The sequence below is a fragment of the Rhodoferax sp. genome, assembly GCF_030646845.1.
Taxonomy (GTDB): Bacteria; Pseudomonadota; Gammaproteobacteria; order Burkholderiales; family Burkholderiaceae_C; genus Rhodoferax.
Genome location: NZ_JAUSLE010000063.1, coordinates 95,146 through 106,799, shown reverse-complemented (window position 1 = coordinate 106,799; position 11,654 = coordinate 95,146). Strand labels below are relative to the sequence as shown.

Annotated in this window: 12 protein-coding genes and 1 other RNA gene; 8 read left to right on the top strand and 5 right to left on the bottom strand. The window is 63.0% G+C overall.

Translation table 11 applies throughout. From position 1 onward, the window contains the following. Positions 1-179: 179 nt before the first annotated feature. Positions 180-1,097 carry a cysteine synthase A gene (cysK, locus tag Q7T10_RS15525; protein WP_304750029.1) on the bottom strand — a complete coding sequence of 306 codons (918 nt, stop codon included), beginning with the start codon at positions 1,095-1,097 and terminating at the stop codon, positions 180-182. A gap of 122 nt (positions 1,098-1,219) precedes the next feature. On the opposite strand from cysK, the gene rnpB reads away from it, so the two are divergent. After that, an RNA gene (gene rnpB / locus Q7T10_RS15520) (RNase P RNA component class A) lies at positions 1,220-1,561 on the top strand. An 87-nt stretch (positions 1,562-1,648) separates the two neighbouring features. Next, positions 1,649-2,491, top strand: a complete 843-nt coding sequence (locus Q7T10_RS15515) for a M14 family zinc carboxypeptidase (RefSeq protein WP_304750028.1) — start codon at positions 1,649-1,651, stop codon at positions 2,489-2,491. A 12-nt stretch (positions 2,492-2,503) separates the two neighbouring features. Here Q7T10_RS15515 and Q7T10_RS15510 read toward each other — a convergent pair whose 3' ends face one another. Further along, complete coding sequence (locus Q7T10_RS15510; protein ID WP_304750025.1) at positions 2,504-3,052, bottom strand: Rrf2 family transcriptional regulator; 549 nt, start codon at positions 3,050-3,052, stop codon at positions 2,504-2,506. A gap of 139 nt (positions 3,053-3,191) precedes the next feature. Here Q7T10_RS15510 and nhaR point away from each other — a divergent pair, with 139 nt between their 5' ends. Further along, positions 3,192-4,088 carry a transcriptional activator NhaR gene (gene nhaR / locus Q7T10_RS15505; protein ID WP_304750023.1) on the top strand — a complete coding sequence of 299 codons (897 nt, stop codon included), beginning with the start codon at positions 3,192-3,194 and terminating at the stop codon, positions 4,086-4,088. A 2-nt stretch (positions 4,089-4,090) separates the two neighbouring features. On the opposite strand, the gene Q7T10_RS15500 is transcribed toward nhaR, so the two are convergent. The 3 genes from Q7T10_RS15500 to Q7T10_RS15490 are packed head-to-tail and all read right to left on the bottom strand — an operon-like array spanning position 4,091 to position 7,433. Next, the gene (locus Q7T10_RS15500; RefSeq protein ID WP_304750021.1) at positions 4,091-4,921 is read right to left on the bottom strand and encodes an RNA pseudouridine synthase; all 831 of its coding nucleotides are present in this window, start codon (positions 4,919-4,921) and stop codon (positions 4,091-4,093) included. Between the two features lie 25 nt (positions 4,922-4,946). Beyond that, positions 4,947-5,765 (bottom strand): zinc-dependent peptidase, encoded by an 819-nt coding sequence (locus Q7T10_RS15495; RefSeq protein ID WP_304750018.1) that lies wholly within the window; start codon positions 5,763-5,765, stop codon positions 4,947-4,949. Positions 5,766-5,777: 12 nt separating this feature from the next. Then, the gene (locus tag Q7T10_RS15490; protein WP_304750016.1) at positions 5,778-7,433 is read right to left on the bottom strand and encodes an MBL fold metallo-hydrolase; all 1,656 of its coding nucleotides are present in this window, start codon (positions 7,431-7,433) and stop codon (positions 5,778-5,780) included. Positions 7,434-7,516: 83 nt separating this feature from the next. Between Q7T10_RS15490 and dapF the strand changes: the two genes are divergently transcribed. The 5 genes from dapF to Q7T10_RS15465 are packed head-to-tail and all read left to right on the top strand — an operon-like array spanning position 7,517 to position 11,597. Beyond that, on the top strand, positions 7,517-8,392 hold the full coding sequence (dapF, locus tag Q7T10_RS15485) for a diaminopimelate epimerase (RefSeq protein WP_304750014.1): 876 nt from the start codon (positions 7,517-7,519) through the stop codon (positions 8,390-8,392). Then, entirely contained in the window at positions 8,389-9,075 is a 687-nt protein-coding gene (locus tag Q7T10_RS15480; RefSeq protein WP_304750011.1) for a DUF484 family protein, read from the top strand. The genes dapF and Q7T10_RS15480 overlap by 4 nt, the downstream gene beginning before the upstream one ends. Positions 9,076-9,080: 5 nt before the next feature. After that, positions 9,081-10,016, top strand: coding sequence for a tyrosine recombinase XerC (locus Q7T10_RS15475; RefSeq protein WP_304750008.1), 936 nt, complete (start codon positions 9,081-9,083; stop codon positions 10,014-10,016). Positions 10,017-10,050: 34 nt separating this feature from the next. Then, on the top strand, positions 10,051-10,362 hold the full coding sequence (locus Q7T10_RS15470) for a hypothetical protein (RefSeq protein ID WP_304750006.1): 312 nt from the start codon (positions 10,051-10,053) through the stop codon (positions 10,360-10,362). Between the two features lie 53 nt (positions 10,363-10,415). Beyond that, the gene (locus Q7T10_RS15465; protein WP_304750004.1) at positions 10,416-11,597 is read left to right on the top strand and encodes a class I SAM-dependent rRNA methyltransferase; all 1,182 of its coding nucleotides are present in this window, start codon (positions 10,416-10,418) and stop codon (positions 11,595-11,597) included. Positions 11,598-11,654 lie beyond the last annotated feature (57 nt).

The following is an 11,654-nucleotide window of genomic DNA, read 5'->3' as shown; positions in this document are numbered from 1 at the left end:
CCCAAACAGAGACGCGAATCAAGGTCGAACCGACAGCAGCAGTCCATGCTATTTCGATTGACTGCTTGAGGGCAAGAAAGGCTGCGACAAAGGAGTGCTGAGTGATCGGACGCAGTCTTTAGTGGCCACCCAGAGCGGCTCCAAACGTCCCCGACGATAGGTTTCGCGCCAATCGGCAATCAGGCCGGCAAAAAGCCCTCGATCGACAGGTAGCGTTCGCCGGTGTCGTAGTTGAAACCCAGCACGGTGGCGCCGGCCGGCAGGTCGGGCAGTTTTTGCGCAATGGCGGCCAAGGTGGCACCACTGGAGATGCCGACCAGAATGCCTTCTTCCCGGGCGCAGCGGCGCGCCATTTCCCGGGCCGGTTCGGCATCCACCTGAATCACGCCATCGAGCAAGGCCATGTTCAGGTTTTTCGGAATAAAGCCGGCGCCAATGCCCTGAATCGGGTGGGGTGAGGGGGCGCCGCCGGAAATGACCGGTGACGCCACCGGCTCCACTGCAAAGACCTTCAAGTTGGGCCATTTGGCTTTGAGGACCTGGGCGCAACCCGTCAGGTGCCCGCCGGTGCCAACGCCGGTGATCAGCGCGTCAATGCCATCGGGGAAGTCGGCCAGGATTTCCTGCGCCGTGGTGCGTGCGTGGGCCTCGATGTTGGCCGGGTTTTCAAACTGCTGGGGCATCCATGAGTTGGCTGTGGCGGCCACCAGTTCCATGGCGCGGGCGATGGAGCCTTTCATGCCTTTTTCGCGCGGTGTCAGGTCGAACGAGGCGCCATAGGCCAGCATCAGGCGGCGGCGTTCCACCGACATGCTGTCGGGCATGACCAGAATGAGTTTGTAACCCTTGACCGCGGCCACCATGGCCAGGCCGACGCCGGTGTTGCCGGAGGTCGGCTCAATGATGGTGGCACCGGGCTTGAGCTCACCACTTTTCTCGGCAGCTTCCACCATCGCCAGCGCAATGCGGTCCTTGATGGAGCCGCCGGGGTTGCTGCGCTCGGACTTGATGTAGACCTTGTGACCTGCCCCAAACAGGCGGTTCATGCGGACGTGCGGCGTGTTGCCAATGGTTTGCAGAATGTTGTCGGCTTTCATGAGCGGCTCCTGTCGTGGTTGCAGATTGTGCGTGGGGCTGACGGTGGGAATTCCGCCATTTTCAACTACTTCATCGACTTGTTTCGATATATGGTTATGGATAGCCGCGATAATCGGGGTGTGAAGCCCGCCAGACTGCCGCTGGTGCAATCTGGGAAACCAGGCACTGGAGGAACGTCCGGACTGCATAGGGCAGCGTAGCAGCTAACGGCTGTCCACTGAAAGCCGCAAGGTATAAGGTGAGGATTAGAGCAACAGAGACGAGCCGATTCAGTTCGGGTGAAACGGGCAATCTCTACGCGCAGCAATACCAAGTAGGCACACGTTGACGGGGCCCCCGGAGTGTGCGGGTAGGTAGCATCGAGCTGTTGGGTGACCAGCAGCCCAGAGTAATGGCAGTCACTTCTGCAGGCCCGCAAGGGTCTGCAGTTGCACAGAATCCGGCTTATCGGTGGGCTTCACACTTTTATCCTTTCGTCATGGGGCAGACAGTACACACCCGATGTGTGACAGTTAAACTCGCAGCCATGCCCGTTCGTTGCCTCAGGTTCATGTTGCTTGCTGTTTTATTGATAGCTAGTGGCGCCCAATCCGGGACGCTCTGCATTGATTTTGCCGCCAGGTTGCCGAATGTGAAGCGCGAGTTGTGCGAGGCCGCGCAACTGCAGCCCACAGCGGCCCGCTCGGTGAAGGGCAGAACGCTCTGGGTGCGCGATGTCAAGCCGGCCCATGCCACGTTGCGGGTGCTGGTGGTGGGCGCCATTCACGGCGATGAGTTGTCTTCTGCCGCAGTGGCACTGCACTGGATCAGGCTGGCAGCGCAACTGCCGGCTGATGTGCGGCAGGGGATTCACTGGCGCTTTGTGCCGATGCTCAATCCGGATGGTGTTTTCAGCGGATCGCCGACGCGCGTCAATGCCAATGGCGTGGATTTGAATCGCAACTTTCCCACGCCCAACTGGCAGCGGGACGCCAGGGTTTACTGGGAAAAACGTACCCGCAAAGATCCGCGTCGCTGGCCCGGCGCCACGCCCTTGTCCGAGCCCGAGTCACGATTCCTGTATGACGAGATGAGCGGCTTCAAACCGCAGTTGATTGTGAGCATCCATGCCCCGTATGGTGTGCTCGATTTCGACGGGCCCTCGGTACCGCCGTCGCGACTGGGGCGCCTGTACCTCGATCAGGTCGGTATCTTCCCCGGTTCGCTGGGCAACTATGGCGGGGTGCACAAGGGGGTGCCAGTGGTCACGATCGAGCTGCCCAATGCCACGCGGACTCCGCAAGATGGCGAGATGCGCCAGATGTGGCTGGACCTGCTGCACTGGACGAATGAGCGGGTAGGGCCGGTGCAAGAAGTCGCCGCCGCGCCAGGCAGCGCGCCTCGCACGCCCTGACTCGGTCTTGGCCTAGCCTCTGGCGAGCAAGGACTGACCGAGCGCAAACACGGAATTCGGCGCGGTGGCCTGCAAGGGCTCGGTTCTGGGCTTTTTGAACACGCCCCGATTGGCCACCTTGCGCTCTTCCACGCCGACGCCTTTGGCAAGTTGCTGCAGCACCAGGCTGCGCAACGTAATGGACTGCATGTAATCCAGCATTTTCGAGTTCAAGGCGTCCCACAGATCCTGGGTCAGATCCTTTGTCGCATCCCGCGCCACGACCTTGCCTTGACGGCTCGCGTCCAAGGTGCGGCGATCCTCGCCACCTTCCACCGCGCCAATGATGTCCGCTACGGTGATGCTGTCGGCCCGGTGACCCAGCGCATAGCCGCCGCCGGGGCCGCGGGTGCTTTCCACCAAACCGTGCTGACGCAGCTTGCTGAACATTTGCTCCAAGTAGGACAGCGAAATTTGTTGCCGCGCTGCAATGTCGGACAGGGGGACCGGACCCGATTTCTCGCGCAGCGCGACGTCGATCATCGCAGTCAGGGCAAAACGGCTTTTGGTACTTAATCGCATATCGGAAACTCCTGTCAGCGTCACGAGGTGTGTGACAAAGCCAACTATAGGCATTCCATCACTTCGTGTAAATTCGTATTTTTTGCAATTAAACTTCGAAAAATACGAATAATAGAAGTATGCACACAGGAGCCGTCCGATGAATTTCAAGCACTTGCACTATTTTTGGGTCACCGCCAAAGCCGGCGGCGTCATGCGCGCCGGCGAGCAGCTGCATACCACGCCGCAAACCCTGTCCGGCCAGATCAAGCTGCTGGAAGATTGGCTCGGTCGCAAGCTGTTTCGCAAGAGCGGCCGCCAGCTTGAATTGACCGAGGACGGGCGGCTGGCGCTGGGCTATGCGGATCAGATATTCACGCTGGGCGCCGAGCTGGAAACCACGTTGCGTCAGGCGCGTGGCGGCCAGCGGGTGCTGGACTTCCGGGTGGGCGTGGCCGATTCAGTGGCCAAGTCGGTCGCCTATCGCCTGTTGGAGCCGGCCCTGTCCGTGAATGAGCCGGTCCGGCTGATTTGCAGTGAGGGCAAGTTCCCCGACCTGCTGGCGCAATTGGCCCTGCACCGGCTGGACCTGGTGATTGCCGATGAGCCTATGTCCCGGCGCGTCAGCGTCAAGGCGTTCAACCACCCGCTGGGCAGCACGGCGATGAGTTTTTTCTGTGCGCCTGCGCTCAAGTCACGGCTTCAAGGTGCGTTCCCGGGGTGCCTGAACGACATGCCGATGTTGATCCAGGGCGCGTCGGCCTCGGTGCGCCAGCAGCTGGAGGGCTGGCTAACCCGGCACCAGATTCACCCCCGGGTGATCGGCGAGTTTGACGACGGTGCGTTGATGACGGCGTTTGGCCGCGAAGGGCGGGGCGTCTTCATGGCGCCCACGGTGCTGGAAGCCGAGACGGTGGCACAGTTCGGCGTAGAGGTGATTGGCCGCACCAATGAGCTGGTGGAGGAGTTTTTTGCCGTGTCGGTGGAACGGCGCATCACGCACCCTTGCGTGGTGGCCATCACCGATGCCGCGCGCGGCCAGTTGTTCAGCGCCTGAAGCTAGAAGCGCTCGTGCGGCAGCAGGTAGCGCCACTGCCCGATCGGCAGGGTCGTCAACGACACGCGGCCAATGCGGATGCGCTTCATGCTGAGTATTTTCAGACCCACCCGTTCGCACAGGTAGGCAATCAGGCCCGGATGCGTGCCTTTGACGGCAAAACGCAGCTTGCTTTTGCCTTCATTGGCGCTGTTGACGCTGACCTTGACGCGTGGCAGGGGGTGGCCGTCGGAGCTGAGTCCCTGATTGAGGCGCTGCAGGGTGTCGGGCGCGATTTCGCCTTCGATCTCGACGATGACTTCATGCTCGATGACGCCCGCGTCTTCGGTGAGCTTGCGCGCTACCCGCCAGTCCTGCGTGAAGACCAGCAGGCCACCGGCACCCACTTCCAGCGGCACCGGTGAAGTCAGGTCGGCAAAATGCCGCTTGAGAAGCCGGATGCCCGAGGCATCATCGGCGGCGCGATTGGCGGGCGTGAGCAGCTGCCGTGCCTTCTTCGGCGCCTTGCCGGGCGCACGTGCCCTGGCGCGCGGCTCGTCCTCATCGTCTTCCTCATCGTCACCATCGTCATAGCCGGGCGGCTTGTGCAACAGCAGGGTGACTTGCGTGACGTCCATCAGGCTGGCATTTTTGTCCAGTTCGACCTTCTGGTTCAGCACCTTGAATTGGGGTTCTTCCACCACCTGGCCGTCGACGCTCACCCAGCCGCCGGCAATGTATTGCTCGGCCTCGCGGCGTGAGCAGGGCACCATCTCGGCGATGCGCTTGGCCAGGCGTTCGCCGGGTATGGGCGCATGGGGCGCACGGGGTGCAGGTTTTTTATTCGGGCTCATTGGCAGGATGTTAACCGTCCGGGTATCACCAACTGAGGGGATCGAGCCGGTAGAGCTGGCTGAGTTCGCGGTACAGCGCCGGGTGTTCCGTGGCCATGCGTTGCGGCTGCTCAAAGAAGACCTCCGAGATCACCGCAAAGAACTCGGCCGGGTCGGTGGCGCCGTAGTCGCTGAACAAGGACGCTTGGGTGTGCGATGTGCGCGCCTGCAAGTCGCTGAACTCGGTCCCCAGCACCTGCGACCAGCGGGCGTAGTGCTCGCGCCGGGCCAGCGCCGGGGCACCGTTGGCGGCGCCCGTCTCCTGGTCAAGCTGGTGGGCAAACTCATGGATGACGACATTCTGACCATCGTCTGGCGTGGCGGCGTCTTCGAGCGTGTCGTGCCACGACAGGATCACTTGCCCCTGCGACCACGATTCCCCGGACAGCACCTGGCGCGCGTGGTGGGCGACGCCCACGTCATCCATGTGCTCCCGCTGGACCACAAAGCTGCCCGGGTAGACCAGCACTTGGCTCAGGCCAGGGTAATAGCCCCTGGGGCGATTGAGCAGCAGCAGGCAGGCCTGCGCCGCGATGGTCACCCGCATCTCGTCGGTGATTTCCAGCCCCGCACAACCGATGAAGGCCTTCTCGGCAAGGAAGACCTGGATGTGCTGCTTGAGCTGGAGCTGTAAATCGGACGGCAGCGCGCGCACGTAGGGCACACGTTGCCTCAGGATATCGCGCCAGGCAGGAGGAAAAGGCCGGGCGCGAATCTGCCTGCGCTTGTGTTCGATCAGCCAGGGCTGACCCAGCAACCAGAGCACAAAGAGCAGGGCCAGGCAGGAAACAATGATTGCCGGCAAGGGTTGGCCCTCTCAGGTCATCATGGATTCAATGCGCGCCACATGGGCCATCAGTGAGCGTTTGGCCACCGGCCACATGCGGGGTGGCACGTCGTCGTAAGCGTGTTCCACCCAGTCGTCCAGCGTGCCGTCGGGGTGCGCCTGCATCACCTTGAGGATCTTGGCTTCGCGTTTGAGACGATGGGCCTTGAGATGCGCTATGGCCGCGCTGGCTTCGCCGGCGTAGCCGCCGATGACGTAGCCGTGCGCTGGCAGGATGAATTCGATCCGGTGCTCCGTGCAGGCGGCGCTCAAGGTGTCCAGCGAGTCGAGGTAGGCCGTCATGTCGCCATCCGGCGGGTCAATCACGGTGGTGCTGCCATTGAGGATGTGGTCGCCGCTGAACAGCAGGCCGTCTTCCAGCAGCACCAGGCACAGGTGGTTGGCCGCGTGGCCAGGCGTGTGGATCACCTGCAGGGTATGAGTCAAATCACCCTCTGGCCCGCGTCCTTCAAGCCTGAGTAGCTCCTGATTTTGTAGCGACTGGTCGGGCGTGAATTCGCTCGCTTTGCGTGCCGTGGGTGCCGAGGGCAGGCCCAGAATCGGCGGTTTCGGTTCGCACAGGGCCTGCAGCGGTTTCGCGCCGGGGGAATGATCCGCGTGCGAGTGGGTGCACACAATCATGCGGATATCACCGCCCGCAGCGCGCCACAACTTCTCGATGTGATCGGCGTCGGCCGGCCCGGGGTCGATGGCGATATAGCCGGTGTGCGGGTCTCCCACCAGATAGCTGTTGGTACCGGGGCCGGTCATGGCGCCGGGATTCGGGGCGGTGAGGCGCAGCACGTTTTTCAACAAGGACACCGGTTGCTCGGACTGCCAGTCCAGCGCGTGCACGATCTGCCCGTCCGGGCAGACCAGCGCCAACTCACCGTAGGGGTGCTCGTGCTCCATGTACCTGGCCTCGTGGCCTGCCAGCAGGCCGGCGCGCGGACAACTGGTCCACAGCGGCTGCTCGGTGGCGGCGCAGGCCTGCAGCACGGTATCCACCGTTGCATAGTCCAGCAATCGCTCCAGCGTACGGATGGTCGGAAAGATGATGAAAAACTCACCCGCCTTGTGCCGCGCCAGCGCGTCCGCCGGACGCACCCACACCGGCTCGAACTGCTCGGTTTCATCGGCCACCGGTGTCTGGCCGTCGGGCATGCGCGCGACCAGAAAGGGCACGTCAAAGCGGCGCGGCAAGTCGCGGTCGGTGATCCAGTGCGCCAGCACAAACACTTCGTCGGCGGCCAGGGTCAGGCCACGGGCCTGGCATTGGGCGGTGAAGGGCTTGGAGCGGTCCAGCGCGGCGATATCGCCGTGGTCGGCATGCGCGCCGTCTGCCTTGCGGGCGAGCAGCACGCCCAATTCTTCAAAACTCTCGCGGATGGCGGCAATGGCCTGGGTCAGGTGCAGGTCACTCTGCGTGGCTCGCCGCAGCGCCTGCGCGTGGCTGGCTGCGTCGGCGGCGTCCACTCCGCCACCGGGAAACACATAGGCGCCGGGGGCAAAGCTGGCCGTCATGGAGCGGCGCGTCATCAGCACTTCAATGCCGTTGTCGCTGTCGCGCAGCAGCAGTACCGTGGCGGCCGGACGGAGGGGCGCGGGTTCGCGTTGCGGATGCAGGAGTTGGTTGGGTCTTGCCATGGGTTTATTTTGCATTGAATTGGGTTTCTGCCCCCACTGCCTTGAGGTGAGACACCCCGCCAGCGAACAGGGATAATTCCCGCATGCGAATTCCATTCACCAAAATGCAGGGTGCCGGCAACGACTTCGTGGTGCTTGACGAGACGCGCGGGCGGCTGGGCCTGTCGGCTGCGCAGTACCGCCGGCTGGCCGACCGTCACTTTGGCGTTGGCGCTGACCAGATCTTGACGGTGCGGCCGTCCCCCGGGCCGGGCATCGACTTCGAGTATGTGATCCACAACGCCGATGGCGCCGAGGTGGAGCAGTGCGGCAACGGCGCGCGCTGCTTTGCCCGTTATGTGCGGGATCAGGGCCTGACCGGCAAGGACGCCATCCGGGTGCGGACGCTGGGCGGCGTGATTGAGCCCCAACTCAACGCCGACGGCCGGGTGACCGTCAACATGGGCGCCCCGGTGTTCGAGCTGGCTGACATCCCGTTTGAGGCGACCGGTCTGCAGCCCCAAACCTCGGGCACTTGGCAAAAATGGCCTCTAGCCCTCGTGGATACTGCGCAAGCAGCTACTGTTTTTGTAGCGGTCTTGTCAATGGGCAATCCGCACGCGGTGCAGGTGGTGGACGATGTGGAGACGGCCCCGGTGCTGGCGCAGGGCCCGCTGATTGAACGTCACCCCTGTTTCCCCCGGCGCGTGAATGCCGGGTTCATGCAGGTCGTGGACCGCGGCCACATTCGGCTGCGGGTGTTTGAGCGCGGCGCGGGCGAAACCCTGGCCTGCGGCTCTGGCGCGTGCGCGGCCGTGGTGGCCGGCATCCGGCTCGGGCTGCTGGACAGCACGGTGGATGTCCAGACGCGCGGCGGCACCTTGACCATTTCCTGGGCTGGCGCGACATCGCCGGTGCTGATGACCGGCCCGGCAACGACTGTTTTTCACGGCGAGATTGACCTACCCGACAACCTATGACTACCCCATTCACCAACCCCATCACCGAAGACGACATTGCCAACTACCTAGCCAATACGCCCGATTTTTTTGAGCGCCACGCCGAGTTGCTGGCCGCGGTGCAACTCACCAGTCCGCACAGCAATCGCGCCGTCAGTCTGCAGGAGCGTCAGGCCGGCATGCTGCGCGAGAAGATCAAGGTGCTGGAGCACCGGATCATGGACATGATTCGCAATGGCAATGAGAATGTCCTGCTGTCCGACAAGCTACTGCGGTGGGCGCGCAGCCTGTTCCTGGTGGCCGATCCGCTGGACCTGCCGGGTCAGATTGCCGGCGAGATTGCCGAGCAGTTCTTGGTCCCCCAGGTCGGCATCAAGGTATGGGGCGTGGCGCCGCAGTTTGCCCACGCCGACTTTGCCCATGGTGCAAGTGACGATGCCAAACTGTTCGCCTCCTCGCTGATGGAGCCGTTTTGTGGTGTGAACACCGGGTTCGAGGCGGTCAGCTGGTTGCCCGATCCCCAGGCGGCCACGTCGCTGGCGATTCTGCCCCTGCGCACCGGGCCGGCCGGCAGCACGACCCCTGCGTTCGGGCTGCTGGTGCTGGCATCGCCCGACGCGCAGCGCTTCAACAGCGCCATGGGCACCGATTTTCTGGAGCGCATTGCCGAACTGGCCAGCGCCGCCCTGTCGCGCCTGAGGTAAACGTGGTGGAGGATCTGGTCCAGCGTTACCTTGAGCACGTACGTGTCGAGAAGCGGCTGGCCCAGCGTACGGTTGAGCTGTACACCCTTGATCTCCAGAAATTGTGCGGCTACGCGGAGCAGGCGAAGGTCGAACTCGACCAGGTCCAGAACACCCACATCCGCCGCTGGGTCGCACAGATGCATGGTGGTGGCGGGCGCAGCGGCCGTGGCATTGCGCTGATTCTGTCAGGCTGGCGTGGTTTTTACGCCTGGCTGGGCCGCGAAGGAATGGTGGCCAGCAACCCGGTGCAGGATGTGCGGGCGCCCAAGGCGGGCAAGCCCCTGCCGAAAGCCCTGAGTGTGGACGACTCCGTGCAGCTGGCCAGTTTCGCCAGTGAGGACAACGAGCCGTGGCTGGAGGCGCGCGACGCGGCCATCGTCGAACTGCTCTACGGCAGTGGCTTGCGCGTCGGCGAATTGACCGGGCTGGACGCCATGGCCAGCGCCACTGCACGCGGCTGGGTCGATGTGCAGGGCGCGGAGGCCCATGTGCTGGGCAAGGGCGGCAAGCGGCGCACCGTGCCGGTGGGCCGCAAGGCGGTGGAGGCCTTGCAGCGCTGGCTCGCGTTGCGTGACTCGGCGGGGGGCCAAGCGGAGCAGATGGCACTTTTTATCGGGCGCAACGGCACACGCCTGACGGCCCAGTCCATCTGGCAGCGCCTGAAGCGGCGCAGCCTGCAAGCGGGGCTGACCACGCCCGTGCACCCCCACATGTTGCGCCATTCGTTTGCCAGTCACCTGCTGCAATCCAGCAGCGATTTGCGTGCGGTGCAGGAGTTGCTGGGCCACGCCAACATCACCACGACGCAGGTTTACACGCGGCTGGATTTTCAGCACCTGGCCAAGGCTTACGATGCCGCGCACCCCCGAGCCAGAATCAAGGTCGCCGGTCAGAAATAAGGCACACTGATGCTTATCGAAAGAAAGGCTATTCATGCGCAGTCAAATACTTGTTTTTCTGGATAAAGGGGTTGAATTCCACTTCAATGTGGGAGAGGCGCCACCGATGCCGCCCGACGTTGCCCGCGCCTGGCTTGACACCCAGTTCACCGAACTTGACTGCGAACCGCTGCGTGCCAGCGGCAAGGTATTGACAGCAGACAAAGTGCTGCTGGTGACACAGGCCGCAGGCGCCGCTTTGTTCGAGGACGAAAAATGGGCGGCCGATTACGTCAGGGCCGTCCATGCGGCGCTCGCCAAGCCCATGATTCGGGTCGACGTACCGGCGATGGCCGTCACCTATTGATGGCACGCTGAGCCCCGGTCCGGGCGTGAGTGCAAAAGCCTCACAATTGGCCCATGAAAACGATTCGATTGAGAGCTGGCAAAGAGCGTTCGCTCTTGCGCCGCCACCCCTGGATTTTTGAGTCTGCCATTGCCAAGGGCGCGGCGGATGCGGGCGAAACCGTGCGGGTGGAGTCCTCTGACGGTAACTTCCTGGCTTGGGCCGCCTACAGTCCCGCATCCAAAATTCGGGCTCGGGTCTGGAGTTTCGACGAGTCGCAACGCGTAGATGCTACGTTTTTAATAGCTGCTGTCGCAAGTTCCGTGAGGGCTAGAGCTCGATTTGACATACAAAGCGACAGCATGCGGCTGGTGCACGGCGAGTCTGACGGCTTGCCGGGCCTGATCGTGGACCGCTATGGCGAGACGCTGGTGGCGCAGTTTCTCTCCAGTGGCGCCGAACGCTGGAAAGAGGTGCTGGCGGACGCCCTGCTTGATGCCACGGGCCTGACCAAGCTGTATGAGCGCTCGGACGCCAGTGGCCGGGCGCTGGAGGGTTTGCCCGAGGTCAGTGGCTGGCTGCGCGGTGAAGGTCCGGTGGATCTCGTCTTGCGCGAGCATGACTGGCGCCTGGCCGTCAACATCGCCACCGGGCACAAGACCGGGTTTTACCTCGACCAGCGTGACAGCCGCAGGAAATTCGCCGACTACAGCCGCCGGCTGAAGTTCGAGCGCGTTCTCAACTGCTATTGCTACACCGGGGGCTTCACAGTGGCCGCGTTGACGGGTGGTGCGACCCACGTCACCTCGATTGATTCCTCCGGCCCGGCCCTTGAAAAGGCCGCAGCCAATGTGGCCCTGAACGGTTTTGAGGCGAGTTGTGCCACGTTCATGGATGCGGATGTGAATGCTTCCTTGCGCCAGTTTGGCGCTGAGGGCAGGACCTTTGATGCCATCGTTCTGGACCCACCGAAGTTTGCGCCCACTGTGGCGCATGCCGAGCGGGCGGCGCGTGCCTACAAAGACATTAACCGCCTGGCCTTCAAGATACTGGCACCGGGGGGCGTGCTGTTCACCTATTCCTGCTCGGGCGGCATCAGCGCCGACCTGTTTCACAAAATCGTGGCCTCGGCCGGCATCGACGCCCAGGTGGACGGCTATATCTCCGAGCGCATGGGTGGCGCGCCGGATCACCCGATGACGATCAATTTCCCGGAAGGGGAATACCTCAAGGGCCTGGTGGTCTTGCGCAAATAACCCCAAAGCAATTGACCGCTACACTCCCCTGCTTCTGACGTCAACCCATTGAAAAAA

Coding starts and splice junctions, on each gene's coding strand:
- cysK (WP_304750029.1), bottom strand. CDS start 1,097: ATGAAAGCCGACAACATTCTGCAAACCATTGGCAACACGCCGCACGTC.
- Q7T10_RS15515 (WP_304750028.1), top strand. CDS start 1,649: ATGTTGCTTGCTGTTTTATTGATAGCTAGTGGCGCCCAATCCGGGACG.
- Q7T10_RS15510 (WP_304750025.1), bottom strand. CDS start 3,052: ATGCGATTAAGTACCAAAAGCCGTTTTGCCCTGACTGCGATGATCGAC.
- nhaR (WP_304750023.1), top strand. CDS start 3,192: ATGAATTTCAAGCACTTGCACTATTTTTGGGTCACCGCCAAAGCCGGC.
- Q7T10_RS15500 (WP_304750021.1), bottom strand. CDS start 4,921: ATGAGCCCGAATAAAAAACCTGCACCCCGTGCGCCCCATGCGCCCATA.
- Q7T10_RS15490 (WP_304750016.1), bottom strand. CDS start 7,433: ATGGCAAGACCCAACCAACTCCTGCATCCGCAACGCGAACCCGCGCCC.
- dapF (WP_304750014.1), top strand. CDS start 7,517: ATGCGAATTCCATTCACCAAAATGCAGGGTGCCGGCAACGACTTCGTG.
- Q7T10_RS15480 (WP_304750011.1), top strand. CDS start 8,389: ATGACTACCCCATTCACCAACCCCATCACCGAAGACGACATTGCCAAC.
- Q7T10_RS15470 (WP_304750006.1), top strand. CDS start 10,051: ATGCGCAGTCAAATACTTGTTTTTCTGGATAAAGGGGTTGAATTCCAC.
- Q7T10_RS15465 (WP_304750004.1), top strand. CDS start 10,416: ATGAAAACGATTCGATTGAGAGCTGGCAAAGAGCGTTCGCTCTTGCGC.